Annotated in this window: 23 protein-coding genes; 18 read left to right on the forward strand and 5 right to left on the reverse strand. The window is 57.4% G+C overall.

Translation table 11 applies throughout. The features are described from left to right. Positions 1 to 231: 231 nt before the first annotated feature. From MHM84_RS20695 to pstB, 8 genes are all read left to right on the forward strand, one after another. Positions 232 to 2460, forward strand: a complete 2229-nt coding sequence (locus MHM84_RS20695) for a PAS domain S-box protein (protein WP_239268843.1) — start codon at positions 232 to 234, stop codon at positions 2458 to 2460. A 2-nt stretch (positions 2461 to 2462) separates the two neighbouring features. Continuing rightward, entirely contained in the window at positions 2463 to 2855 is a 393-nt protein-coding gene (locus MHM84_RS20700; protein WP_239268845.1) for a response regulator transcription factor, read from the forward strand. A gap of 202 nt (positions 2856 to 3057) precedes the next feature. Next, a complete protein-coding gene (locus MHM84_RS20705) occupies positions 3058 to 4245 on the forward strand; it encodes a Bcr/CflA family multidrug efflux MFS transporter (RefSeq protein ID WP_239268847.1) in 1188 nt (395 codons plus the stop codon). Further along, positions 4238 to 4960, forward strand: a complete 723-nt coding sequence (locus MHM84_RS20710; RefSeq protein ID WP_239268849.1) for a sulfite exporter TauE/SafE family protein — start codon at positions 4238 to 4240, stop codon at positions 4958 to 4960. Before MHM84_RS20705 ends, MHM84_RS20710 begins: the two co-directional genes overlap by 8 nt. A gap of 96 nt (positions 4961 to 5056) precedes the next feature. Continuing rightward, a complete protein-coding gene (locus MHM84_RS20715) occupies positions 5057 to 6070 on the forward strand; it encodes a PstS family phosphate ABC transporter substrate-binding protein (protein WP_239268851.1) in 1014 nt (337 codons plus the stop codon). Between the two features lie 110 nt (positions 6071 to 6180). Continuing rightward, positions 6181 to 7437: a phosphate ABC transporter permease subunit PstC gene (pstC, locus tag MHM84_RS20720; RefSeq protein WP_239268853.1), complete on the forward strand. Its 1257-nt coding sequence runs from the start codon at positions 6181 to 6183 to the stop codon at positions 7435 to 7437. Between the two features lie 16 nt (positions 7438 to 7453). After that, positions 7454 to 8620: a phosphate ABC transporter permease PstA gene (gene pstA / locus MHM84_RS20725; RefSeq protein ID WP_239268855.1), complete on the forward strand. Its 1167-nt coding sequence runs from the start codon at positions 7454 to 7456 to the stop codon at positions 8618 to 8620. A 65-nt stretch (positions 8621 to 8685) separates the two neighbouring features. Then, complete coding sequence (gene pstB / locus MHM84_RS20730; protein WP_239268887.1) at positions 8686 to 9495, forward strand: phosphate ABC transporter ATP-binding protein PstB; 810 nt, start codon at positions 8686 to 8688, stop codon at positions 9493 to 9495. 54 nt (positions 9496 to 9549) lie between these two features. On the opposite strand, the gene MHM84_RS20735 is transcribed toward pstB, so the two are convergent. Then, positions 9550 to 10737 carry an acetyl-CoA C-acyltransferase gene (locus tag MHM84_RS20735; RefSeq protein ID WP_239268857.1) on the reverse strand — a complete coding sequence of 396 codons (1188 nt, stop codon included), beginning with the start codon at positions 10735 to 10737 and terminating at the stop codon, positions 9550 to 9552. A gap of 76 nt (positions 10738 to 10813) precedes the next feature. Between MHM84_RS20735 and MHM84_RS20740 the strand changes: the two genes are divergently transcribed. The 4 genes from MHM84_RS20740 to MHM84_RS20755 all read left to right on the forward strand — a co-directional run bounded on the left by MHM84_RS20740 (position 10814) and on the right by MHM84_RS20755 (position 15543). After that, positions 10814 to 11401, forward strand: coding sequence for a TetR/AcrR family transcriptional regulator (locus MHM84_RS20740; RefSeq protein WP_239268859.1), 588 nt, complete (start codon positions 10814 to 10816; stop codon positions 11399 to 11401). Positions 11402 to 11581: 180 nt separating this feature from the next. Next, complete coding sequence (locus tag MHM84_RS20745; protein WP_239268861.1) at positions 11582 to 12343, forward strand: SDR family NAD(P)-dependent oxidoreductase; 762 nt, start codon at positions 11582 to 11584, stop codon at positions 12341 to 12343. Between the two features lie 142 nt (positions 12344 to 12485). Then, positions 12486 to 14300: an acyl-CoA dehydrogenase C-terminal domain-containing protein gene (locus MHM84_RS20750; protein WP_239268863.1), complete on the forward strand. Its 1815-nt coding sequence runs from the start codon at positions 12486 to 12488 to the stop codon at positions 14298 to 14300. Between the two features lie 157 nt (positions 14301 to 14457). Continuing rightward, entirely contained in the window at positions 14458 to 15543 is a 1086-nt protein-coding gene (locus MHM84_RS20755) for an AI-2E family transporter (protein ID WP_239268865.1), read from the forward strand. Between the two features lie 112 nt (positions 15544 to 15655). Here the strand turns inward: MHM84_RS20755 and MHM84_RS20760 are convergent, their stop codons facing one another. Both MHM84_RS20760 and trxA read right to left on the reverse strand, forming a co-directional pair. Next, positions 15656 to 16507 (reverse strand): hypothetical protein, encoded by an 852-nt coding sequence (locus MHM84_RS20760; RefSeq protein WP_239268867.1) that lies wholly within the window; start codon positions 16505 to 16507, stop codon positions 15656 to 15658. Positions 16508 to 16859: 352 nt separating this feature from the next. Continuing rightward, entirely contained in the window at positions 16860 to 17183 is a 324-nt protein-coding gene (gene trxA, locus MHM84_RS20765; RefSeq protein ID WP_239268869.1) for a thioredoxin, read from the reverse strand. Between the two features lie 273 nt (positions 17184 to 17456). On the opposite strand from trxA, the gene cysB reads away from it, so the two are divergent. Beyond that, complete coding sequence (gene cysB / locus MHM84_RS20770) at positions 17457 to 18428, forward strand: HTH-type transcriptional regulator CysB (RefSeq protein WP_239268871.1); 972 nt, start codon at positions 17457 to 17459, stop codon at positions 18426 to 18428. A 65-nt stretch (positions 18429 to 18493) separates the two neighbouring features. Here the strand turns inward: cysB and MHM84_RS20775 are convergent, their stop codons facing one another. Together MHM84_RS20775 and pabB are read right to left on the reverse strand one after the other, a co-directional pair. Continuing rightward, positions 18494 to 19114, reverse strand: coding sequence for a phosphoadenosine phosphosulfate reductase family protein (locus MHM84_RS20775; RefSeq protein WP_239268873.1), 621 nt, complete (start codon positions 19112 to 19114; stop codon positions 18494 to 18496). Positions 19115 to 19289: 175 nt separating this feature from the next. Further along, complete coding sequence (gene pabB / locus MHM84_RS20780; RefSeq protein WP_239268875.1) at positions 19290 to 20639, reverse strand: aminodeoxychorismate synthase component I; 1350 nt, start codon at positions 20637 to 20639, stop codon at positions 19290 to 19292. Positions 20640 to 20756: 117 nt separating this feature from the next. Here pabB and MHM84_RS20785 point away from each other — a divergent pair, with 117 nt between their 5' ends. The 5 genes from MHM84_RS20785 to prpD all read left to right on the forward strand — a co-directional run bounded on the left by MHM84_RS20785 (position 20757) and on the right by prpD (position 26114). Continuing rightward, complete coding sequence (locus tag MHM84_RS20785; RefSeq protein WP_239268877.1) at positions 20757 to 21614, forward strand: alpha/beta hydrolase; 858 nt, start codon at positions 20757 to 20759, stop codon at positions 21612 to 21614. A gap of 137 nt (positions 21615 to 21751) precedes the next feature. Then, positions 21752 to 22483 carry a GntR family transcriptional regulator gene (locus MHM84_RS20790; protein ID WP_239268879.1) on the forward strand — a complete coding sequence of 244 codons (732 nt, stop codon included), beginning with the start codon at positions 21752 to 21754 and terminating at the stop codon, positions 22481 to 22483. Next, the gene (prpB, locus tag MHM84_RS20795) at positions 22480 to 23367 is read left to right on the forward strand and encodes a methylisocitrate lyase (protein WP_239268881.1); all 888 of its coding nucleotides are present in this window, start codon (positions 22480 to 22482) and stop codon (positions 23365 to 23367) included. The genes MHM84_RS20790 and prpB overlap by 4 nt, the downstream gene beginning before the upstream one ends. A gap of 58 nt (positions 23368 to 23425) precedes the next feature. Continuing rightward, positions 23426 to 24553 carry a 2-methylcitrate synthase gene (prpC, locus tag MHM84_RS20800; protein WP_239268883.1) on the forward strand — a complete coding sequence of 376 codons (1128 nt, stop codon included), beginning with the start codon at positions 23426 to 23428 and terminating at the stop codon, positions 24551 to 24553. A gap of 76 nt (positions 24554 to 24629) precedes the next feature. Next, the gene (prpD, locus tag MHM84_RS20805) at positions 24630 to 26114 is read left to right on the forward strand and encodes a 2-methylcitrate dehydratase (protein WP_239268885.1); all 1485 of its coding nucleotides are present in this window, start codon (positions 24630 to 24632) and stop codon (positions 26112 to 26114) included. Positions 26115 to 26612 lie beyond the last annotated feature (498 nt).

Here is a 26612-nt window from a genome sequence, read left to right on the forward strand (position 1 = left end):
AAATCCACGGAGCCTAAATGGAAATGAAAGCGTTTGGATGGTTGACTGGTGTGTCACGCTGACCGAACAAGAATGCTCACCTAAGTAGGTAATCCACCGTTGTCGTTAACCGATCAAGCCTTCCGGCAGAATCTGACTGCGAAAATTTTTCATGGCGAGGGCGAGCTCGCTCGACGCTGCCGTGAAAAGGACTGGTCGCAGACCCCCCTGGGGCCCGTAGAGAGCTGGTCGATGAGTCTGCGTACTACTGCCGGGCTTGTCGTCGCATCGCCTACGCCCATGATACTGCTCTGGGGCCCGCAACTCGTACAGATCTATAACGACGGTTACCGCGTTGTCATGGGCAACAAACATCCGGTTGGCCTGGGCCAACCCAACCGGGATTGCTGGCCTGAAGTCTGGGAGTTCACAGCGCCCATTTACAACGGCGTGATCGCACGTGGGGAATCGTTCAATTTCGATGACCAGCGGTTGGTTCTGGAACGAAACGGGCGTCCGGAAGAAGCATTCTTCACGCTGGCATACAGCCCTGTACTCGATGATGACGGTGATATTGGCGGAGTGTTGGCTACGGTGCTCGAGACGACCGCCTTGGTGGAGCGTGCAAGGGTGGAAGAGGCGTTGCGTGAAAGTGAGCAGCGGATTGCACGTGCGCTGAAGATCGAAATGGTCGGGGTATTGTTCTTCGACATGCGAAGCACGTTTCTTGAGGCCAACGATACGTTTCTGCGCATGACCGGGTTGCGGCGAGGGGCCCTGCAACGTGGCGAACTGAATTCGGCGTTGGTGACACTGCCGGAGTGGATGCCGCGCACATGGCAAGCCTTCGAGGAACTGAAGGCCAATGGACGTTTTGCCCCTTATGAAAAAGAGCTGGTGCGCCCTGATGGGTCGCGCTGGTGGGGATTGTTTGCCGGTGCCCAGCTCAGCGAAAACGAGTGTGTGGAATTCGTGATCGATATCACGGCGCACAAACGAGCCGAACAGGCACGCTATGAAAGCGAAACCCGCTTTCATGCCATTGCAGACCTGGTTCCCGACATGCTCTGGCAGGCCGACCCCGGTGGGCAGCGAGTGTGGTGCAATCATCGCTGGACGGAATATACCGGCCAGTCCTCCCAGGAGGCGAGTGGTTATGGCTGGGTGGAAACCATCCACCCGAGCGAGCGAAACGCCGTCCTGCACAAGTATCGGCGTGCGATGGAGACTGGCGTGCGCTTTCGCAATGAACATCGCATGCGCCGGGCCGATGGCGGCTACGGTTGGTTTCTGGTCGAGGCCGTACCGATATGCAATGACGCCGGCGACATTCTCCACTGGTTCGGGTCGGCCAACGATATCAACGATCAGCGCATGACAATGGATCGACTCGAGGAATTGGTAGCCGAAAGAACCCAGTCTCTTGCCGAAAGCGAAGAACGTTTCCGCCTGCTGGTGACCACGTCGGCACAGATCATCTGGAGTACCGATGCCGCGGGACGTGCGGCCGAAGACTCGCCTTCCTGGCGTGCCTTTACCGGACAGGATGCGGAGTGCTGGCTGGCGGGAGGTTGGTGGAGTGCGGTGCATCCGGACGATATAGCATCGACTGAACGGACTTGGCAGATTGCCGTCGGCTCCGGGCAGCCCTTCGTCGCGGAATATCGTCTTTGGCATGCACGCAGTGGCAACTGGCGCTGGGTGGCGGCGCGTGGCATTCCGCTCTGCGACGGGGTGGGGAGAACGTTGGGATGGTTTGGCACCAACACCGACATCGACGAGCGCAAGCGGGCGGAAGAAGAAGTCCGTCGTATGGCCTACAGCCTAACCATGGCCGAACAGGAGGAGCGTCGACGGGTATCGCAGATTCTGCACGATGACCTGCAGCAGCTATTGTACGCCTTGCAGCTGAAACTGCGCATGGTCATCAATCGCTTGGCCCTCGAAAAGCAATCGGCCTTGGCCGAGATGATCGAAGAGGCACGCGTTATCATCAAGCAAGCCATCACTACGACGCGACAGTTGACCGTGGACCTCAGCCCCCCGATTCTCAAGACAGAGGGGCTGGCCGATGCCTTGGAGTGGTTACAGCGACAGATGCTCGAACTGCACGGCCTCGAGGTCGAATTGGTGAGCAGGCCTGTCATGCCTGGCATCGATGAAGATCTTCGTGTCATGCTTTTCCAGGTCGTGCGTGAATTGCTCTTCAACGTGAAGAAGCATGCCGGGGTGGAACGCGCCACCGTTGTGCTCGAGCAGGCCGATCGCGACCTGATCATTCGTGTCGAGGACGACGGGTTGGGGATGGGTAGATCGGCGGATGTTGCGTTTCAGGGAACGGGCTTCGGATTGTCGAGCATCAGGGAGCGACTGCGTCAGGTCGGTGGGAGTATGGGCATCGATTCGTCTGTAGGCGCTGGTATGCGGGTGACGATTCGCGTGCCGTGCAATCCGATAGGTATCGGCAACGTCAAGGAGTGATCATGGTACGGGTATTCGTGGTTGAGGATCATCCACTGATGCGGGACATGTTGACCGAATTCCTCGCATTGGAGGAGATCTTCGAGGTAGTGGGCGTCGTGGATAGTGCAGAAGCCGCACTTGAGCGATTTCCCGATCCGTTGCCGGATCTGGTGCTCATCGATATGTCGTTACCCGGCATGAGCGGCATAGATCTGCTCAGAAAGCTTCATGAGCGACAGCCTGGCTTGCCTTGCGCCATGCTGTCGGGGCACGGAGAAAAGCATTACGTCGAACAGGCCTTCGAAGCCGGCGCCAGCGGCTACATTCTCAAGGGGGAGCCCGACGAACTACCGCAGGCAATCCAGCAGATACTTGCCGGCAAGCCGTTCATCAGCCCGGAGCTACAGCGCTAGTCAGGCGGCTAACCATACACGCTGGCCACGCTTTTTATAGTCCCGCTTATAGTCCCGTGCCTTCCTGGACCCCCTCGTTGTACTGAGTTGCTTTGCGTTTGTCGTGCAGAAGGGCGCGATACGCGCGCCCTGGCATCTTCGCTGTTATGATTAGCCCCCTTACGTCTTTATGGTTCCTGGCGCTGGACCTGCAAGGAGGCTTATGCATCAGTTCGATTCCCGACGCATCGCATTACTGGTCGCGGCAAATACGGCCCTCGCGCCACTGGCTATCGACGCTTACCTTCCGGCAATTCCGGCACTCGCCGAAAGCGTTGGCGCAAGCGTTCATCTTACCGAGTTGTCCGTCAGTGTGTTCCTGTTCGGCTTTGCGCTGGGCCAACTGGTCTTCGGGCCATTGTCCGATCGGGTCGGCCGACGGCCTGTCCTTTTCGGCGGTATTCTGACGTTCCTGCTCGCCAGCCTGGCCATCACCCAGGTCGAGTCACTGGAAATGCTATGGGCGCTACGTTTCATTCAGGCCCTGGGTGGCGGAGCATCGGTGGTCAATTCTTCGGCCATCGTGCGTGACTGTTTCAGTGGGCGCGAAGCCGCCAAGGTCTTCTCGACCATGGTCATGATCATGTTGCTGGCGCCATTGGTGGCCCCAGCCCTGGGCAGTGCGCTGTTGTACCTGGCCGACTGGTGGCTGATCTTCGTCTTCCTCGGGGTGTATGCCGCGTTCTTGCTGTGGCTGCTTAACCGCTATCTTCCCGAGACGCGGAGTGCCGACGCCGAGGTCGCCGGGGTCCGCCAGATACTCGCCAACTATCTGGCCGTGCTTCGCCACCGTGAAGCGATGGGTTACATCAGCGCCGTGGCCATGTCGTTCGCCGGCATGTTCGCCTTCATTACCGGATCGCCGTTTCTCTACATGGACTATTACGGGGTCTCGCCGGCGGTCTATCCCTTCATCTTTGGTGCCAATGTCATCGTGATGGCCGGGTCCAACCGATTGAACATTCGGCTGCTCAAGCGGCGTGCTCCACAGCAGAACCTGTTATGGGGGCTGGGTATCCAATTGGCGACCGGGCTTCTGCTGGTGCTGGTGTTCGCTACCGGGCTCGACTCGTTGGCTGTCGTCGTGCCGCTGATGACGCTATTCGTCGGTATGCAGGGGCTGATCAGTCCGAATGCCATGTCCTCGATGCTGGACCATTTTCCCGGCATGAGCGCCACGGCGACCGCTCTGATGGGCAGTATCCAGTTTTCCTGCGGTGCATTGGCCGGGGTGCTGGTCGGGGCCTTCGAGATTCCCAGCGCCTGGCCGATGGTATTGACCATGCTGGGGGCGGCCGTGCTCGGCAACCTGGGGGTCCGGGCGCTTTCAGGGTCGGCATTGCGTGGCTGAATGGCTGGACGTTTCGTTTTGGGTCTGGCTCGGGTGTGCAGGTAGCCTGTGTCTGGGCGCCTTTGTCCAGCGCGCCACCGGGTTCGGCCTAGCGGTCATCGGCACACCGTTGATATTAATGCTGGAGCCGCGCCTAGTGCCGGCCGTTCTGGTCATGTTCGGCCTGCTTGTAGCAGTGATGATGGTCGGGGCCTACCGACGGGAAATTCGTCTGAATGCGGTCGGGATGGCGCTGGTAGGACGGGTTCCGGGTACCGTATTGGGCATCTGGCTGCTGCTGGCGGCCCCACTGGCCGTTCTCGAAAAGCTCATTGCCCTGATTGTGCTGTCGTCGGTGGCGGTCAGCCTGCTCAAGTTCAGCGTGCCTCTGAACAGGGTGAGCCTGTTCGTTGCCGGTATCGTCTCGGGCATTTTCGGGACCGTGTCGGCCATCGGGGGGCCACCGATCGCTCTGCTCATGCATCGTCTACCTGCGGATGCGGCGCGTGCGAACCTGTCTGCATTCTTCATCGTCAGTGCCGCGATGACGCTGTTGGCTCTATTGCTGGCCGACAAGATCCAGCTTTGGCATTTAGGGATGGCGACCACCTTCGTTCCTGCCGTGGTACTCGGCCATTTGCTGGCGTCACGTATCGCCCATCGCCTCGATCGGCGAGCGTTGCAGTGGTCCTCTTTGATATTGAGTACCGTCGCCGCCCTGGGGTTACTGTTCTGACCGGCAATCACCGTAGCGTCTGTCATGAAGTTGTCATCTTTGTTGGGCATCTTGTGCCTCGCGAAGGTTGAACACTTTCATCGACAGGAGTTACCCATGAATCGCATCCTCAAGAACACCGCCATTGCTGTCGCCGTCATGGGCGTGGCCGGTGTCGCCCAGGCCCGCGACCAGATCCGCATCGTTGGTTCCAGTACGGTCTATCCGTTTGCCAGCTATGTGACCGAGGAATTTGGCGCCGTTACCGAATATCCGACACCGGTCATCGAGTCCACCGGGTCTGGTGGCGGTATCCGCCTATTCTGTAATGGCGTGGGTGAGGGGACGCCGGATATCTCCAACGCTTCGCGTCGCATCAAGGCTTCCGAGCTTGAGCGTTGTGCAGAGAATGGTGTTACCGATGTCACCGAAGTAAAGATTGGTTCTGATGGTATCGTGTTTGCCCAGTCGAGCGAGAACGACGAGCTTGAGTTGACTCTGGAGCAGTTGTTCCTGGCGGTGGCCGCTCAGGTCCCGCAGAATGGCGAGCTGGTCGATAACCCCTATCAGCGTTGGAGCGACATTGACTCCTCGCTGCCTGATCGCGAAATTTCCATCTACGGGCCGCCCAGCACATCTGGTACCCGCGATGCCTTCGAAGAGCTGGTCATGGAAACGGCTTCTGAAGACATGGAAGCCTACGGCGGTGAGGCATATACCGAGATTCGTGCCGATGGTGCATATATCGATGCCGGTGAGAATGACAACCTGATAGTCCAGCGTCTGAGCGAGGACACCGATGCCTTCGGTATCTTCGGTTACTCCTTCCTTGAGGAAAACTCACGCTCACTGAATGCCGCCAGTATCGATGGTGTCGAACCGGAGCCCGAAGCGATCAGTTCGGGCGACTACCCGATCGCCCGTTCGCTGTTCTTCTATGTCAAGAACCAGCATGCTGATGACGTGCCGCCGCTGTATGACTACGTCGACATGTTCGTTTCCGAGCAGATGATCGGCGAGGGTGGCTACCTGGCGGATATCGGTCTGATTCCGCTGCCCGAGAGCGAGCGTGAACAGGTTCGCAATACCGTCGAAGAGCGTAAGCAACTGCAGGCTTCCGATCTAGAGTAACTGCGTTAATGGGCAGACATGCCTGAGCCGACCGGCAGCTTAAAGCTGCCGGTTGCTGCACTTCTCCGGTCGCCCTGGGCGGCCGTCGCGACATTCACCGAGAGAGCTCTATGCAGACCAACCAACTCCTGGCGATTTTCAGCGGCGTCCTGCTGCTGCTGGGTCTGGTAGCCTTCTTCCTGGGCCGTGCTAAAGCGGCGCGCGTGCGCGCGTCTGGGTCAGCCATGAGTGCCCAGCCCGAACAGTATGCCTGGTTCGCGGTGCTGGCCACTGCGGGGCCGGCGTTCGCCGTAAGTTCGGTAGGTGCCTTCATCATGTTGTTGTTGGGCGCCGATATCCCCACATTTTTATTGTTGGCTGGCAGCCTTGTTGCCGCCGCGCTCGGCCTGATGGTTGGGGTCAGCCAAGTAAAACCCGCCTTTCACGCACGTCAGGCCATTGAAAAGGTTATTCAATGGATTCTCATTGCCGCGGCCCTGATCTCTATCTTCACGACCTTCGGCATTCTATTTTCCATCATTTTCGAAGCGCTGCGCTTCTTCCGGATGCATAGCTTCTGGGAATTCATCACAGGTACCGTCTGGAATCCAGGGGCGAGCTTCCTTGCCGCGGCCGGGCGTGCTGAGGAGGGTGCCAGCGCAGCGCAGTTCGGCTCGGTACCGCTGTTCGCCGGTACCTTCATGATTACCGCCATCGCCATGCTGGTGGCGATTCCCGTAGGGCTTTTATCGGCCATCTACATGTCTGAGTTCGCTCCCCAACGGGTGCGCACCCTGGCCAAGCCGACTCTCGAAGTATTGGCAGGTATCCCCACCGTGGTTTATGGCTTCTTCGCTGCGATCACCGTGGCGCCGATTATCGTTGATGTGGCGGGCTTTTTTGGCCTCGACTCGTCATTCAACAATGCTGTGGCGCCTGGGGTGGTTATGGGAGTCATGATAATTCCTTTCATTTCGTCGCTTTCGGATGACGTCATCAACTCTGTCCCCGACAGTATGCGCCAAGGATCACTGGCGCTGGGCATGACCAAGGGCGAGACAATCCGCGACGTAGTCATTCCGGCTGCACTGCCGGGCATCATCTCCGCCTCGTTGCTGGCCGTTTCGCGGGCGCTGGGTGAAACCATGATTGTGGTCATGGCGGCCGGTATGCGCCCCAACCTGACGGCTAACCCCCTGGAAGACATGACGACGGTGACTGTGCGTATCGTTGCTGCACTGACCGGAGATCTGGAATTCGAGAGTGCCGAAACGCTTTCCGCTTTCGCTCTGGGTCTGGTGCTGTTTATCGTCACACTGAGCCTAAACTTGGTGTCGGTACTCATGATCCGCCGCTTCCGCGAAAAATATCGCGTCAATAATCTGTAAAGCCGAGGAAACGCAGATGAGTCAATCCTTCGACGACATCAGCGCCCAGCTAAAGCGGCGCCATCGCAAGTCGAGTAGGTTGAAATGGATATCCATGGGCGCGCTGGGCCTGGCCGGCCTGTTCCTCGTTCTATTCTTCGCCGATATGCTAAGCAAAGGCCTGCCGGCCTTTCAGCAGGCCTATATCGAGGTCGAGCTGGACTACAATGAAGACGCTCAGCGGATGGGGCGTGCTGCCCTCGACCCCGAGGTTTCTCGGCTGGTCAGCCGCAGTTTCGAGCGGCTGATACCGGGCATGCTGCGCGACGACCCCGGCCTTATCGGGACAACCGAGCAGCGTTGGGTGCTCGCCGATAGCGAAGTGGATCAATATCTCAAGGGGCACCGTAGCCGGCTTTCGGAGGATGAGCGCGAGACGGTGGACGAGCTCGTCGAGAGCGGTCGCCTGGAGCTGCAATTCAATACCACCTTCTTCACCGAGGGCGACTCCAAGATGCCCGAGCGGGCAGGTATCCTGGCTGCCGCCGTGGGTACCGTAATGACCATGCTGGTGACGCTAGCGATCGCGTTTCCGATCGGCGTGATGACGGCAGTCTATCTCGAAGAGTTCGCGCCTGATAATCGTTTTACCCAGCTGATCGAGATCAATATCAACAACCTGGCAGCGATCCCTTCGATTCTGTTCGGCTTGCTGGGCCTGGCGATTTTCATCAACTTCTTCGGTGTGCCGCGCTCTTCAGCATTGGTCGGTGGCATGACCCTGGCTTTGATGACATTGCCGGTGATCATTATCGCTACACGTACGGCGCTGCGCAGCGTGCCTGATTCGATCCGCCATGCGGCCTTCGGAGTAGGCTGTTCTCGCTGGCAGGTAGTCCGCGATCACGTACTGCCGCTAGCCACGCCCGGCATCATGACCGGTTCGATCATCGGCTTGGCCCAGGCCATGGGCGAGACGGCGCCGCTCATCATTATCGGAATGGTGGCTTTTATTCCCGATGTTGGCGCTTCCTTCACTAACGCTTCGACAGTGCTACCGGCGCAGATATTCACTTGGGCGGGCGAGCCCGAACGTGCTTTCGTCGAGAAAACCGCCGGCGGGATTCTGGTGCTCTTGAGCATACTGATCGCGCTCAATGCCGCTGCGGTGGTACTGCGCAAGAAATTCGAGCGTCGCTGGTAAATCGCCGCTGCACACACAGGATTGAACCCATGAATATGCAAGTTGCCGAGCGGGAGCGTCTCTCCATGTCTAGTCAGCACGCCGGACAACCGGTTACACGCAACGATAGCGCCAATCATGAACTAAGCATTCGTGTACGTGACTTGAACCTCTGGTACGGCCAGAGCCAAGCCCTGAAGAATATCAATCTCGATATCTTTCAAAAGAATGTCACGGCATTAATCGGGCCGTCGGGGTGTGGCAAGTCGACTTTCCTGCGTTGCCTGAACCGCATGAATGACTTGATCCCCGGTGTACGCACGGAAGGGTTGGTGGAAATGGATGGCCGCGACGTCAACGCGGCGAAGATGGACGAAGTCGCCTTGCGTCGCCGGGTAGGGATGGTGTTCCAGAAGCCTAATCCGTTTCCCAAGTCGATTTTTGAAAACGTAGCCTATGCGCCCCGCATGCACGACATGGTCAGCCGCAAGGCAGAACAGGATGAACTGGTAGAGCAGGCATTGCGCGATGCAGGGCTATGGAACGAGGTCAAGGACAAGTTGCAGCAACCCGGCACGTCTCTCTCGGGCGGACAGCAGCAGCGTCTATGTATTGCACGTGCGATCGCAGTGAAACCGGATGTGATATTGATGGACGAACCTACATCGGCTCTCGATCCGATTTCCACGGCAACCATCGAAGACCTGATGGACAAGCTCAAAAAGCAGTTCACCATCGTCACGGTCACTCACAACATGCAACAGGCTGCGCGTGTCGCCGACTACACCGCGTTCTTCCACCTGGGTGAGGTGATCGAGTACAACGATACTCGCATGATGTTCTCCAACCCGCATACCAAGAAGGCCGAAGACTACATCACCGGTCGTTACGGTTGATGCAAAGAAGGCCGGCGCAATGCCGGCCTTCTTGCGATTGTCGGCAGCACGGTTTCATTCGAGCAATTCGATTGCCACGGCCGTTGCCTCGCCACCACCAATGCACAGGCTGGCAATGCCTCGTTTGCCGCCACGCTGGCGAAGTGCATTGAGTAGGGTGACGATGATTCTCGATCCCGTCGAACCGATCGGGTGTCCTTGAGCGCAGGCACCACCAAAGACGTTGACCTTGTCGTGGGGAATGCGGTGGTCATCCATGGCCATCAACGTCACCACGGCAAAGGCTTCGTTGATCTCGAACAGGTCGACGTCGTCTACATGCCAACCGAGATGTGTCAGTAACTTGCCGATGGCGCCGACCGGGGCGATGGTGAATTCACTTGGGTGCTGAGAATGCGTGGCGTGTCCGAGAATGCGTGCCAAGGGTCTGGCGCCCTGAGACTCGGCGGCCTCGCGATTGGCCAGGATCAGTGCCGAGGCTCCGTCCGAGATCGAACTGGCGTTGGCTGCCGTGATCGTTCCGTCCTTGGCGAAGGCCGGGCGCAACGTTCGAATCTTGTCCAGGCGGGCGGAGAAGGGCTGCTCATCGCGGTCGACCACGCTCTCAGCGGCACGCGAGGCCACCGTGGCCGGGGCCATCTCCGCCTCGAGCCATCCCTTCTCTTGCGCGGTCATGGCGCGTTCCAGCGAGGCGATGGCGAAATCGTCCATACGCTCCCGGGTGTAGCCGCGTTCGTCGGCAACATGCTGGGCGAAAGTTCCCATGAGACGGCCGGTCTCGGCATCTTCCAGGCCGTCGAGGAACATGTGGTCCTTGAGTTCGCCATGGCCCAGGCGATAACCGCCACGCGCCTTGGTCAGCACATGGGGGGCGTTGGACATCGACTCCATGCCGCCGGCCAGCACGATGTTTCCGCTGCCGGCGCGGATCAGGTCGTGGGCGAGCATGGTCGCCTTCATGCCCGAGCCGCAAAGCTTGTTGATCGTGGTGGCACCGATGCCGTCCGGAATGCCGGCCTGCCTCATGGCTTGGCGGGCGGGGCCTTGCTTGACGCCGGCGGGAAGAACGCAACCCAGAATGCCTTCGTCGATGGCATCGGCGGCAATGCCGGCGCGGGCGATTGCGCTACGGATGGCGATCGCGCCCAGTTGTGGTGCAGTCAGGCTCGAAAGGCTGCCCAGCATTCCGCCCATTGGCGTACGGGATCCGGATAGAATGAAAACGTCGTCAGCATTGGTCATGGCATTCACTCGATTGACCATGGCGTGGGGCTATGGTTTGCTCAGGATTAACCAAGCAAGCGCTAGTGTTAATTCGATGACTTTAGTGAACGCCTCCAGCCGTCGCAAGGAACTGATCCGGATCGCTGCTCGTCTTTTCGTCGTAGAGGGCTTCGATCGGACGACCGTACGCATGATGGCGCAGGAAATGGGGATCAAGTCAGGCAGTCTGTTCCATCATTTCAGGGACAAGCAGGAAATCCTCTGTGCAGTCATCGAAGAGGGCATGCATAACGCCCTGGCGCTGGCACGCCAAGCGTTGAGCGACGCCGACGACACGCCACGAGCGAGACTCGACGCCATGGTCCGTGCACATCTGGAAACCCTGCTTACCGACCGCAATGCTCATGTGGTTGCGCTCTATGAATGGCGGCGCCTCGACGATGAATCCCGATGCCATCTCGTTCACTTGCGGGATGCTTACGAAGCGTTATGGAAGAAAGTGATCGATGATGCCCTGGACGCCGGCCTTATCTGCGGTGACCCGTTAGCGGTGCGTCGCTTCGTGCTTGGCGCGCTCAACTGGACGGTTCGCTGGTACGACCCGGAAGGACCGCGCTCGCCGGAGTCGCTGGCGCGGGAGCTGGTCGCAATGATCACTCGTTCTCCCACTTCTCTCCGATGAAGCCAGACATCGCGCCCTTGTGCATGTCAGGCACCATCTGTACGCCGTTGAGACAAGACTGGACCGTGTCTTAAAAATCGTTCGAAGCAGACATTCTTCGGACAGGCCGTGGCAACAGCGGCTATTACTCCATTACCCACGTCATGAGTGGGCCATGTCGTCGACAAGAGGGAAGCGCATATGCAATTGGCACACCATACGTTTCTAGTGACCGGGGCTGCATCCGGTCTGGGGGCGGCGACTGCCGAGCGACTGGCGGCAGGCGGCGCCAATGTCGTACTCACCGACCTCAGCGAGACCGTCGAACATCAGGCGAGGCGCTTGGGAAGCGCCGCCGTGGCAGTTCGCGGCGACGTGGTAAGTCCCGACGACATGCAGGCTGCCGTGGATTGTGCCGTGGCGATGGGCGGCCTGCATGGCGTAGTGCATTGTGCCGGTGTCGTCAGTGTCGCCAAGTTGCTCGATCGCGAGGGCAACCCGGCCGACTTGGAGGCATTCAGGCGAACGGTCGACATCAATCTCGTAGGCACGTTCAACGTGTTGCGGCTTGCGGCGGCGGCAATGCTCAAGAATGCCCCAGAAGGGGACGATGGCGAGCGGGGCGTGATCATCGATACCGCATCGATCGCCGCCTACGATGGCCAAGTGGGGCAAGCGGGCTACAGTGCCTCAAAAGCTGGTGTGGCCGGAATGACACTGCCGTTGACACGTGAACTGTCGCGTTATGGCATTCGTATCATGACCATTGCTCCCGGCGTTTTCGAAACGCCGATGATGCAGGGCATTCCCGCCGAGGCGGTCGCTTCTCTATCTGCGTTGGTGCCGTTTCCCAAACGGCTGGGCAAAGGGGCGGAATTTGCCGCATTGGCAGAGCACATCGTGACCAACCCTATGCTCAATGGCGATGTGATCCGCCTCGACGGGGGGATCCGCATGCAATGACCAGTTGACCTGATACGCACAATGGCATGGATGTCAGGGTTCAAACGAACGCTTGACTTGAGGGGGGCGCTTGGCCTAGTTTCAAACGCATGTTTGAAGGCGCGTGAGGCTGCCTTCCATGTCGAATGCCAGGAGAGATGACATGCCGGATTACCAGGCCCCCTTGCGCGATTTGCGTTTCGTGATGAACGAAATGCTCGATTATCCTGCCCACTATGCACGTCTGCCCAACGCTGACGATGCGACTCCCGATGTCGTGGCGGCAATTCTCGATGAGGGCGCGCGCTTCGCCCGCGAGGTCCTCTTGCCGCTCAATCAAGTGGGCGATCGTGAGGGGTGCCGTCTCGAAGGTGGTGACGTCAAGACGCCTCAAGGATTCAAGCAGGCCTATGCCCAGTATGTCGAAGGGGGCTGGCCGAGTTTGGCGGCCGATCCCGAATATGGTGGACAGGGCTTGCCGCCCTCATTGGGCATGGCGCTGTCCGAGATGATCTGTGCAAGCAATCTCGCCTGGGGAATGTATCCAGGACTGTCGCACGGCGCGGCCGATGCGCTCCGCCACCACGGCAGTGCTGAATTGAAGTCAGCCTATTTGAACAAGCTGGTGGAGGGGGTATGGACGGGCACCATGTGCCTGACCGAGCCACACTGTGGAACCGACCTGGGGTTGATCAAGACGCGGGCCATACCCACGGATGGCGACGCATACCGCATCACGGGCACCAAGATCTTCATTTCGGCGGGTGAACATGACCTTGCCGAAAACATCGTCCATTTAGTGCTTGCCAAGTTGCCGGACGCCCCCGAAGGGTCGCGAGGCATCTCGCTGTTCGTGGTGCCGAAGTTCCTTCCCGATGCTCAGGGCAATCCTGGCGAGCGCAATGGCGTAACGTGCGGTTCGCTAGAGCACAAGATGGGCATCCACGGTAACGCGACTTGCGTCATGAACTTCGATGGCGCTAAGGGCTTTCTGGTGGGTCCGCCCAACAAGGGCTTGGCCTGCATGTTCACGATGATGAATGTGGCGCGTATCGGTGTCGGTATTCAGGGCTTGGGCTTGATGGAAGCAAGCTTCCAGAATTCGCTGGCCTACGCGCGTGACCGCCTGCAGATGCGCGCGCTCTCCGGTCCCAAGGCTACAGACAAGCCTGCCGATCCGATTATCGTGCATCCCGATGTGCGGCGCATGTTGCTGACCCAGAAGGCACTCGCCGAGGGTGGGCGAATGCTGGTGTTATATACGGCGCAGCTGGTCGACATCGTCGAGCAGGGGGAAAATGAGTCCGAAAAGGCGGATGCCGAGGCATTGCTGGGGCTGCTGACACCTATCGTCAAGGCCTTTCTCACCGAACTGGGGTTCGAGGCGACCAACGAAGGCGTACAGATCTTCGGCGGGCATGGCTTCATCCAGGAATGGGGCATGGAGCAGTTCGTTCGTGATGCCAGGATTACGCGCCTTTATGAAGGCACTACCGGTATCCAGGCATTGGATCTGTTGGGCCGTAAGATCCTCATGAACCAGGGTGAAACATTGAAAGTGTTCACCAAGGTAATACACAAGTTCTGCCAGGCCGAAGCCGACAATGCGTCTTTGAAAGAATTCATCGAGCCATTGGCACGTCTCAACGCCGAGTGGGGCGAACTCACCATGACGGTAGGCATGAAAGCCATGAACGACCGTGAAGAGGTGGGAGCGGCGAGTGTCGACTACCTGCTCTATGCAGGCTACGTGACGCTGGCATACCTTTGGGCGCGTGCTGCACGTACCGCACAGTTGGCCCTGGAGGCGGGTGACGATGCATCCGCTGATTATTATCGGGCAAAGCTCGATACGGCGCGCTTCTATTATCAGCGGCTACTGCCACGCACGCGGGCTCATGCCGAAATGCTTAGGGCGGGGAGCGAGTCACTGATGGCCATGTCAGCCGAGTCGTTCGGTTTGGGATTCGAGGTTTGAAGATCGGTTAGCTCTCTCTGGGTCAGGCGCTCTGACCAGTCGCTTGCAGCGGGCCTCTTGGCCCGCTTTTTTATTGTCCTATTTAGTGTGGCTGATTGTCGAAGCCTCTTCATGCCGTCATCATGCAGGTTAGAGTCATTTTGCCAGGAAGGCTTTCATGGACCACGATGTCGATCACGGTAAGCGCACCATCCCTTTTCATTTGCTGCTGGCGCTGGCTGCGCTGGTCATCATTATTGCCGGGATGAAACTCGGCGCAGACATTCTGGTGCCCTTGGTGCTGTCGTTGTTCATCGCCGTCATCTGTACGGCGCCGGTGCAATGGCTGCAACGCCTAGGTCTGGGACGTCATATGGCGGTGCTTGTTACGCTGCTCATCCTTGGAATATGGGTAGTGCTGCTAGGGTCGCTGCTGGCGGGCAGTATTGCCACGTTCATGGAAGTGCTCCCCAACCTCGAGGAGCAGTTACTCGCCCAGTACTATGCCCTGATAAGCTGGGCGCCAGAGCTCGGCGGTTATCTTCAGCCGCATAGCATTACCACATGGCTCGACATGTCGACCTTGTCTCAGTTCATGCCGGCCGTTCTCGACAGCCTGGGTAGTCTGATTTCGCAAAGTCTGCTGATCACTTTACTGGTCAGCTTCATGTTATTCGAGACACTGCACTTTCGAGACAAGGTGCTTTTTGCCTTGGAAGATCCTGTGCCCAGCCTGATGCGCTTCAATGAGTTCAGCGCCAACCTCAAGCGCTATCTGGCGATCAAAACGCTGATCAGCCTGGCGACAGGCGCATTGATCTTCCTGTCTTGCATCGTTATCGGTGTCAGCTTTCCCCTGCTATGGGGCACGGTGGCGTTCTGTCTGAACTATATACCCAACATCGGCTCTGCCTTGGCAGCGATACCTGCCGTATTGTTGACTCTAGTGATGCCGGAGGGAGGACCCTGGGATGCTTTCATGCTGGCCATCGCTTATTTGGTCGTCAACTTTGTCATTGGCAATTTGATCGAGCCACGAGTCATGGGACACACACTGGGCCTGTCGACGCTCGTGGCCTTTCTGTCACTGGTGGTCTGGGGCTGGATATTGGGACCTGTAGGTATGCTGCTGGCTGTACCGCTGACCATGACACTGAAGATAGCTCTCAATAGTCATCCTGAAACACAGTGGCTGGCGCAACTGTTAGGCGGTAGTTCAGAGCAACGCCGAGCAAGGCCGCGTTTTTATAAGCGGCAAAAATAACTTTAAAGTTATAAAAATTGGACTGGGCAAGGGCGAGGGCGTGTGTACCCTCGCAACACCGGACATCGGCTGCCACTTGAACTTCAGTCCGCTGGTAGTGTTCTTGAAGGTCTTACGTTTCTAGCTGCTCCATAGGGCTACGTGTGGAGGTCTTTTCGGTATCTTCATGTCTTTTGTTGATTACCGTAGGTACAAAATTTTCGAAAAGATTCTTCTTTTCTTCAAAGCTGGCTTCTGCATCGATTTCAATGACTCTGCATCCGAGTGAAACGGCTAGATGGACCAGTCGTAAGTTACTTTCATTGTACCTCTTGATCATGTCATGGGCTTTCTGGAGGCCTAAGTTACCAATCCAGTCATTGCCTGCGCCTGGGGTTTCTTTTTTGCGCTTTTTTAAGTTCTCCAGGATGTAGTGATCGCTGGCCATGAAGTTTACGACATGCCTTTTCCGGAACAGGTTATTCATTGTCAGGAGCAGATCGGGCGAGGCGCCAGTCCTAACAGATACTAACTCGTCACAGAAATTCAACAGCAGGCCTCCTTCGGAAAGTAATCCCTTGCCAAAGTTTGCCTTTCTAAAGAATATGTCCGTTTTCATTTCCTTGGTGAGGAAACGGTAAATGCCATCACTTACTGGTAGAGAAAGGTCGTCTTTGATAAGGCTTTGATAAGCCAAATCCATGACCTGCGAAACGACCTGTTCTTCTTGTTTGCTTAGTAATTTGAATGAGTCGTCCAGTTCATGAACGTGAGCGAGGTCGTCCTTGAAAAGCCAAGTATGTTTGTATTCGTCTTTTATACGTTGAAAGAACGTGGTCTTTCCAATGCCCGATGGCCCGACGAATTCAATGATCACCCCGGAGCTAGGCGCTTGAGGGATGCTTTTTAGCTTATGCAAGTTTCCCTTTCTGTTTATATCGTAACCAACTTTGTGTAAGGTCTTTTTTGTTAGGCTCTTGATCATGGCCCTGCACCCTGATGACTCATTTTTTAGCGTGTTGCATAAAGGTTAGAGCGGTGACACAAAAAATCCACAAAAAATTCATGTTCTGTATATAAAACCGACATATGTTTGGGTTTTTGGTTATTTATTGCATTAATAAAACAGGTCCGCGCCTAGGGGGTAGGACTGCTTTTTTGTATTTATGGGGTGGCTGGGCTAATTAAAATAAACAACAAAAACACGAGAACTGTTAATGCCGAGGTGGTGAATGTTTTCATGGATGCCGATAAGGTTGTTTATAAATCGGTAGGTAGAGGCTGGAAAACAAAACGAACGTCCAGAGGACGTTCGTTTTGGGGGGCTATTGCTAGGATCAGGCGTTCTGATCGATGAACTGGTTGAGCTGAGACTTGGACTGGGCACCTACCAGAGAAGCAACCTTGGCACCGGACTTGAACAGCATGACGGTCGGAACACCACGCACGCCATGTTCGGCTGCGATTTCCGGTGCATCGTCCACATTGATGCTGACGACTTTCAGATTGTCAGCTTTCTCGTCGGCAACCTCTTCGACGACCGGCGCCATCATCTTGCACGGTCCACACCAGGGTGCCCAAAATTTGAGCAGAACCGGCTTCTCGGACTTGAGCACTTCCTGCTCGAAATTGGCAGTAGTGACGTCGACATTGTTGGCCATGGGAAATCTCCAATTGCTTGCGCTTACCACTAGCGTAGTAGTGTAGTCGGCTGATGGTAGCGTTAGCCTGCTTGGCTGGCAAATGGCTCCGCCAGGAAAGACGAAGGCTAACTGTTATGCGGCTACCCGGCAGGGCGTCTCTTGCCGTTGGTCAGCGAGCCGACTATGATGCTTTTATATTCTATTTGGTAATCATTTTCTAGAATTTTATCTCTTTTTAGAATTAAGGGTGGCAGCCAATCGGCTTTCCCGCCCTTGCGCGGAGCAGTCGGCATGAAGCTACAGCAGCTACGTTATATCTGGGAGGTTACCCGGCACAATCTGAATGTTTCGGCTACGGCACAGAGCCTGTTCACGTCCCAACCGGGCATTTCGAAGCAGATTCGTCTGCTCGAGGATGAGCTCGGTGTCGAGATATTCGCACGTAGTGGCAAACATCTTACGCGAGTGACACCGGCGGGACAGTCGATCATCGATCTGGCAGGGGAGGTCCTGCGCACCGTCGACAATATCAAGCAGGTTGCGCAGGAGCATAGCGACGAGCGGCGAGGGAGCCTTTCCATCGCGACAACCCACACCCAGGCCCGATATGCATTGCCGCCGCTGATTGGCGAATTCACTCGCAAATACCCCGATGTAGCCCTGCATATGCAGCAGGGCACCCCAAAACAGATCGCTCAGATGGTAAGCGAAGGGGCAGCGGACTTTGCCATTTGCACCGAGTCGCTGGAATTGTTCAACGATTTGGTGCTATTGCCGTGCTATCGCTGGAATCGGTGCGTTCTGGTGCCAAAGGGACATCCCTTGGCCGAGCTTGGTGAGCTGACCCTGGAAACCCTGGCTGAGTATCCGCTGGTGACTTACGTTTTTGGCTTTACTGGTCGCTCTCAACTTGACGATGCCTTTCGTGGCAAGAACCTGACCCCCAATGTAGTGCTGACGGCGGCGGATGCCGACGTTATCAAGACCTATGTGCGTCTTGGTATGGGAGTTGGCATCGTCGCGCGCATGGCTATCGACCCCCAGGCGGATCAGGATCTGGTACCCCTGGACGCCAGCCATCTCTTCGCGAGTTCGACGACCAAGATCGGTATTCGGCGAGGCACTTTCATGCGCAGTTTCATGTACGATTTCGTCGAGCGCTTCGCGCCCCACCTTACCCGTGACATCGTCGACGAGGCACTGGCGGCCGGCCCACGACATGAGCAAAGACTGTTTGCCGAACTAGACTTGCCAGTGCGTTAGGTGCAAACCAAAAAGCCCTGCCATAAATGCATGGCAGGGCTTTGTGCCGAACGACTGCAATGTTTTTAATGTTGCAGATGTAGACCGCACTCGCGCTTCTCTTCGACCTTGGTGGGGTCGAAATAATCAAAATTGTTGGGTAGATCGTGTTTTTGCAGATACTGGTACATGTCCTTGGCTGTCCAGTGCAATACCGGCGCTACCTTTATCAGTCCACTGCCGTTGATCGATACGGGCTGCATCTGAGCGCGTTGCGCCGTATCTTCAGCCCGAACCGCAGTGAACCAGACCTCAGGGGCCATCTCACGCAGGGCGCGTTCGAACGGTTCGAGTTTCACTTCCTCGGTGAAGGCCGCATGACGAGGTTCGTCGATGGTCGGCGCCGGCCCCTCCAGTGCCTCACGATGCGCGCGTGAGCGTCTCGGATGGTAGATGCTCAGGTTCAATGAGAGTCGCTTGGCGAGGTCATCGGCAAACCGGTAGGTTGCTTCAGTGTTATAGCCGGAGTCCATCCAGACGATGGGAATGTCGGGTTGGACTTGCGTGACCATGTGCAGAATGACGGCTTCGAAGGGACGAAAATTCGTCGTGCAGATGGCGCGCTTGCCGAGGCCCAGTGCCCAACGGGTCAGAGCTTCGGGATCATTGCCATATTGCTCGTTGATTGCATCGATGTTTAGGTCCATAAGCCCTCCAGAAACGTGAAGGAAGCAGGCTTCCCAGAATGTCGTTACCCTAACAAAGCCTGCGCTTACCGCCCCAATACTGTTTTGTTCGGTACTTATATAGCTGGAACAGGGGGTTGAGCCGTCCTTAAACATCGATCTCATAAAATCTGCGGGGTGCCGTCATCGTGCCTGCCTATGCCGTTGAGAGCGCGTCCATCAGTCGGGTTATCTTGGCCAGGCTCTCCTGATATTCCTCTTCTGCGCTGGAGTCGCTGACCAGACCGCCGCCGCCCCAGACATGGAGTTGCCCGCCATCGGCGATGACGGTTCGAATTGCGATCGAGGTATCCATCGCCCCCCGTCGGTCGATGTAACCGAGACTGCCGCAGTAGACGCTACGCCGGCTGGGCTCGAGCTCGTCGATGATTTGCATGGCGCGTATCTTGGGGGCCCCGGTAATCGAGCCGCCGGGAAACGCGGCGGCAAGCAGATCGATCGGCGAGTACGAGGATGCCAGTTCGCCCGTGACCACGCTTACCAGATGATGCACATTGGCGTAACTTTCCAGTCCACACAGCTGTGGCACCCTGACGCTGCCGGGGCGGCAAACGCGGCCAAGATCGTTGCGTAGCAGGTCGACGATCATCACGTTCTCGGCCCGATCCTTGGGGCTGGCCGACAGTTCCGTAGCGAGTCGAGCGTCTTCTTCTGCGGTCATGCCGCGCGGACGGGTTCCCTTGATGGGACGGGTTTCCACTTGTCCCTCGCGCACTTGAAGGAAGCGTTCAGGAGACATCGAGAGAACCGCCTTGTCATCCCAAGCCATGAAACCGGCAAAGGGAGTCGGAGTGGCGCGCCTCAGGGCCAAATAACCCTCCCAGACATCGCCTTGGTAAGGGGCGCTGAAGCGCTGGGCTAGGTTGATCTGATAACAATCCCCCGCCTGGATATAGCGCTGTATGGCCTGAAAGCGCTCAGCGTAGCTCGCCTGGTCCATTTCCGCACGAAATGGGGTCTTGACGTTGAAAGAGGCAGGCGCCGGGGGCGTACGGGTCAACCACGCGTCGACCTGCCGTCTGCGTTCCGGTGTAGCGACCAACCACGCTTCCCGGCGCAAGTGGTCCTGGATCAGGGCCCAGTCGTAGAGGCCCAGGCGGCTCCAGGGAAGCGTCGCCGCTGCCTGGGCCCGGTTCGGCAATGTTTCCAAGCGTCGGCCGAGGTCATAACTCCAATAGCCTATCAATCCGCCAAGAAAGGGAAGATCGCTGTCAGGCAGCTCGACATCGAAACTCTCGAGTAACGCTTGCTGAGCCGCGAACGGATCCTCAGGCAGGCTGGGAACGCGATCGCAATGTACCTTACCGTGGGTGTCGACTTCGAGAATGGCGATAGGATCGCTCGCCAAAATATCGTAGCGCCCGCCGGGGCCCTCGGGGCGACCGCTATCCAAGAGAACGGCACCCTCCCGATGACGCAAGCGGGCGAAGCGCTCCAAGGGGTCGGCATGGTACGGCAGGGGAGTGATAACGGGCTTTGAGGTCATGCAATGCGACTCCTTCGACAAGCGAGACATTCTAGGGGGAGCGGTCGCATTTGTCCGCCCTCCCGGCGGACGGGATAATGCAAGGCTTCTTCTGACACCGATCACTGGAATCTGCCGATGCATGCCGATTATCGCCTCGAACAAGGAAGACTCGAACGTCGGGACCAGTGCGTAGCCTGGCGTCATCTGCACCGCTACGGGGAGGGCGGTAAGGGAACGTTGCTGTTGCTCCATGGTGCAGGGGTCGCCGGTGAGGCGACATGGCAACCTATGCTCGGTCATCTCGATGCGTGGCAAGACATCGTCATTCCGGACCTGCGAGGGATGGGACAGACCTGCCATCCCGATGGCCAGGAGCGCAGCTTCACTCTGGATGAGGTCGTAGCCGACATCGAAGCGGTATTGGACGCTCGAGGTTGTGATCGGCTGGACGTCGTTGGCTATTCCTTCGGTGGGCTGGTCGCCATGCGCCTGAAACAGCGGCTGGGAGCAAGAGTCGCTCGCATGGGCCTCATCGAACCGGCGCTTCTCGAGAGAGAAGATCAGGCCACGATGATCCAAGTGCGTGAAGCCTACGCTGAGGCGGCGGAGCGGATCCGGCAAGCCGAGACGCCTGAGGCCGGCATCGTGGCTTTTCTCGACCTCATTGCTCCCCACCGATCCCGCAACCCCCGTGCGGAACGACTGTCGGTTACGCGCCTGGCTCATCGGCCGCTGGGGTTTGCCAACGCCCTGGATTGCGTAACCCAGGCTGTCCGGTACGTGGATCGCGAGGCGCTGCTCCAGGCCCAGGAGCACGTTATCAGCATTGTCGGCAGCAAGAGTCTGGAAGCGATGAAGCGTTATCATGCGTTGCTGGACGATTCACGCGCCGATTGGACCTATCGGGAACTTCCCGGTACCGACCACTCCTTACCGTTTCAGAAGCCTCGACGCATTGCATCGTTGCTGACGGCTCATTTAACGTCAACGTAACCCCATTGTCGACAACGCGGCGGCGATAGCTACTTGCTTCTACGCCCAAAGGTGTAGAAGATCGATGGTCAAGCGCTATTGACCGGTCAGCCAGGGCTGGCTAGAGTTCCTTCAATCACTTATTGTCGACAATTAACATGAATTCCAGAATGCAGGATGGTGTGCTTCCCGAAGTGCGAACTCTGGCCGAGCGGGTCTTCAACCAGCTCCAAGATGCCATCGTTCGCGGTGAACTGGCGCCAGGGACCAAGATCACCGAACCGGGATTGTCGAAAACGTACGGCATTTCCCGCGGGCCTCTTCGCGAGGCCATGCGGCGACTGGAAGCCCATCGCCTAATCGAGCGAGTGCCCCACGTGGGTGCACGGGTGGTCAAGTTGTCGATGAAGGAGTTGCTCGAGCTTTTCGATGTACGCGAAGCGCTGGAAAGCATGGCGGCCAGGCTGGCTGCACGTCACATGAGTGGCGAGGAAATCTCAGGCCTTCGCGAAGTGCTGGCCTTTCACGAACGTCAGGCCGACCTGCAGCGCGGTGAAGCCTATTACCAGCGTGAAGGAGACCTAGATTTTCATTACCGGATCGTTCTCGGCAGCCACAACCGTATGCTGATGACCATCCTCTGCGACGATCTCTACTATCTGGTGCGCCTGTATCGCACCCAGTTCAGTGCCAGTGGATCACGACCGCAGCGCGCCTTTGTCGAGCATCATCGTATCGTCGATGCCATTGAAGCGGGGGATGAAGAGCTCGCTGAGCTGTTGATGCGCCGCCACGTTAGCGCCTCACGAGAAAATGTGGCAGAGCGCTATGCCGAAGTGCTTAAGCAGGAAGAAGCCACGATATCGCCCATTCAAAGGACGACCCTATGACCCAACCCACGCCTGGCGCACGTTTCCGTGCTGCCCTAGATGCTCATCGCCCGCTGCCCATCGTAGGCACGATCAATGCCTATTCGGCATTGATGGCGGAAAAGGTAGGCCACAAGGCTATCTATCTTTCCGGGGGAGGGGTCGCCAATGCCTCGTTCGGGTTGCCCGACTTGGGAATGACCACCATGAACGATGTCGTGGAGGACGCCCGGCGCATTACCGATGCCAGCGAACTGCCCCTGCTGGTAGATATCGATACCGGCTGGGGAGGGGCCTTGAATATCGCACGTACCATCAAGGAGATGGGGCGTGCCGGTGTCGCGGCCGTGCACATCGAAGACCAGGTGGCGCAGAAGCGATGCGGGCATCGTCCCAATAAAGCCATCGTATCCAAGCAGGAAATGGTCGATCGCATCAAGGCGGCTGCCGATGCCAGACCGGATCCGGACTTTTACCTGATCGCGCGCACCGATGCGTTCCAGAAGGAGGGGCTGGATGCAGCTATCGAGCGTGCCAATGCCTGTATCGAGGCGGGCGCCGACGCCATCTTTGCCGAGGCCGTGCATACCCTGGACGATTATCGGGCTTTCTGTGAAGGCATTGATGCTCCGATCCTTGCCAATATCACCGAGTTCGGCGCTACGCCGCTATTCTCGCAACAAGAACTCGGTGAGGTAGGGTGCCGTATGGTGCTGTATCCATTGTCGGCGTTTCGGGCCATGAATGCTGCCGCTCTCCAGGTCTATCGCAGCATCCATGAAAAAGGTCATCAACGGGATGTGGTCGAGCTGATGCAGACCCGCGACGAACTTTACGATTTTCTCGATTACCACGCCTTCGAGCGCAAACTTGATGCGCTGTTTGCCGAGAAAGGTGACGAATGACTTTCCGGCTGAATAACAACGATAACGACAAGCTCATCGCGTCCATAGGAGACATGCCATGCCAGAGAAAGCGAACAATGGGGCCGGTTTGCGCGGCCAAAGCGCCGGTAGCACGTCATTGTGCACGGTGGGTAAGAGCGGTTCGGGCCTGACCTATCGCGGTTACGACATCCATGACCTGGCAGAGCATGCCCGCTTCGAAGAAGTCGCTCACCTGCTTCTCAAGGGCAAGCTGCCCACTCGCCAGGAATTGGAGGATTACATTGCCAAGCTCAAGACGTTGCGTGGTCTACCCCCTGCGCTGAAAACAGTGCTGGAACAGATCCCTGCCGATGCCCATCCCATGGATGTGATGCGTACCGGGGCGTCGATGTTGGGTAATCTCGAGACAGAGGAGAGCTTCACAGAGCAGCAGGATCGCAGCGATCGCATGCTGGCGGCATTTCCTTCCATCATCAATTACTGGTACCGCTACTCCCACGATGGGGTGCGCATCGAGACCGAGACCGACGATGTATCGATCGGTGGCCACTTCCTGCACTTGTTGCATGGTAAACCGGCCTCCGAGCTGCATGCTCGAGTCATGAACGTGTCTCTCATTCTGTATGCCGAGCATGAGTTCAATGCCTCGACTTTCACGGCTCGGGTCTGTGCCTCCACGCTTTCCGACATACATAGCTGTGTCACGGGAGCCATCGGTTCTCTCAGGGGGCCGCTGCATGGTGGCGCCAATGAAGCGGCGATGGCGATGATCGAGCACTGGCAATCGCCGGAAGAGGCCGAGCATGAAATTCTTGGCATGCTCGAGCGCAAGGAAAAGATCATGGGGTTCGGGCATGCCATCTACCGGAAATCCGATCCACGCAATGCCATTATCAAGCAGTGGTCGCGCAAGCTGGCCGAAGATGTCGGGGATACGCGCCTCTACCCGGTCTCCGAGCGTGTCGAGCAGGTCATGTGGCGCGAGAAGAAGCTGTTCTGCAATGCCGATTTCTTTCACGCCAGCGCGTATCACTTCATGGGTATACCCACCAAGCTGTTCACACCGATTTTTGTCTGTTCACGTCTGACTGGCTGGTGTGCGCATGTGTTCGAGCAGCGCGCGAACAATCGCATCATTCGACCGAGTGCCGATTACACCGGTCCCGATAAGCAATCCTGGCTGCCAATCGAACAGCGCGATTGAAGCTCGCTGTAACCGGCACCGATCTTTTCTCACCCGATCAGGCGGGATGAAACCGCCATACCAAGGAATGTTTTCGATGAGTGCCAATGTCGACATCAACAAGCGTCCAGACTATGACGTCGAGCTGCAAACGATCGCTGACTACGTTCTCAGCTATAAGATAGAAAGCCAGGAGGCGTTGGATACGGCACGTAATTGCCTGATGGATACGCTGGGTTGCGGTCTCCTGGCGCTACGCTTTCCGGAATGCATCAAACACTTGGGGCCAATAGTGGAAGGGACGGTCGTGCCTCACGGGGCGCGAGTGCCAGGCACTTCATTTCGCCTGGACCCGGTCAAGGCCGCCTGGGACATTGGATGCATCATCCGGTGGCTTGATTACAATGACACGTGGTTGGCTGCGGAGTGGGGACATCCTTCGGACAATTTGGGCGGAATCCTGTCAGTCGCCGATCATTTGTCTCAAAAGCGGGTTGCTGCAGGCAAATCGCCGCTGACCATGCGTGACGTGCTCGAAGGCATGATCATGGCGCATGAAATCCAAGGTGTGCTGGCGCTGGAAAACTCCTTCAACCGCGTCGGACTCGATCATGTCGTACTCGTCAAAGTGGCGTCGACGGCCGTGGTTGCCAAGCTGATGGGCGCGGACCGAGAACAGTTGCTGTCTGCCTTGTCCCACGCATGGGCGGATGGCCAAAGCTTGCGCACGTATCGCCATGCCCCGAATGCAGGGTCGCGCAAGTCCTGGGCTGCGGGAGATGCGACCTCCCGCGGGGTTCGGTTGGCCGATATCGCCATGCGTGGCGAGATGGGAATCCCCGGTGTGCTCACTGCACCGCAGTGGGGCTTCTACGATGTATTGTTTTCCAAGACCAACAAGGATCAGCAGATCAAGGACGCGAGTGAACGTAAGTTCAAGTTCACGCGTAATTACGGAACGTACGTCATGGAGCAAGTGTTGTTCAAGATATCGTTCCCGGCGGAATTCCATGCCCAGACGGCTTGCGAGGCGGCAGTTCTTTTGCATCCCCAGGTCAAGGATCGGCTGGAAGAGATTGACCGTATCGTCATTACTACGCATGAATCCGCGATCCGTATCATTTCCAAGTCCGGCAAGTTGGCCAACCCGGCCGACAGGGATCACTGTCTGCAGTACATGGCAGCGGTACCTCTGGCATTTGGCAGTCTCGTGGCCGAACACTATGAAGACGAATTTCATGAGGCCAATCCAATCATCGACGAGTTGCGTGAGAAAATGGAGGTCGTCGAGGACGAGCGGTTTACCCGTGAGTATCTGGAGTCGGATAAGCGATCGATCGCCAACGCTATTCAGGTTTTCTTCAAGGATGGTTCGAGCACCGAGAATGTCGTGGTCGAGTATCCCATCGGCCATCGTCGTCGGCGTCAGGACGGCATCCCTCTGCTAGAGGCCAAATTCAAGGCCAACCTGGCGACACGTTTCCCTGCCGGACGTAGCCAAGCCATCTTCGATCTCTGCAAGGATCAAAAGGCACTGGAAGCGACACCGGTTCAGGAATTCATGGACCTTTTCGTTATCTGACGTTTCGTACGACGGAAGCCTGGCTTTCTCTGCGGCGCCCAAAATCTTTAGCGACTCGTATGGCGGGCGCCGATAGCTTGGACTACAATTTTTTCTGCTTAGGCACTTGCCAAGTCGCCTGGCGATCCGTAAAGTACGCATCCGCTGCTGACGACGGGCACACGTTGTTGGCGGTGAAGGTGGCGCAAGGCGCTGTTTCTGTTGGGGTTTTTCTCGGTTCGCTGAGAAAGGACAGTTGACAGACAGGCCGCATTCGGTAGAATGCACCGCCACGGATTCGGGGTTCGCCCGACAGGATGGAAGCCGCTTTCGAGCGTCACTTCGGTCCGGCCAGTGCCTCTCGAGGCATCGCGGCCAACGGCGAAACAGGTGCTTGACAGCGCGGCTCGAATCGGTAGAATACGCCTCTCTCGCAACGAGGCAGCCCCGAGGGGCAGGAAGGTTGGCTGGGTTGAATAGCCGCTTCCGGTTGCAACGCTCCACTCTTTATAAGAGCCC

This window comes from Halomonas sp. McH1-25 (assembly GCF_022348165.1).
In the GTDB taxonomy this organism is placed as follows: domain Bacteria; phylum Pseudomonadota; class Gammaproteobacteria; order Pseudomonadales; family Halomonadaceae; genus Modicisalibacter.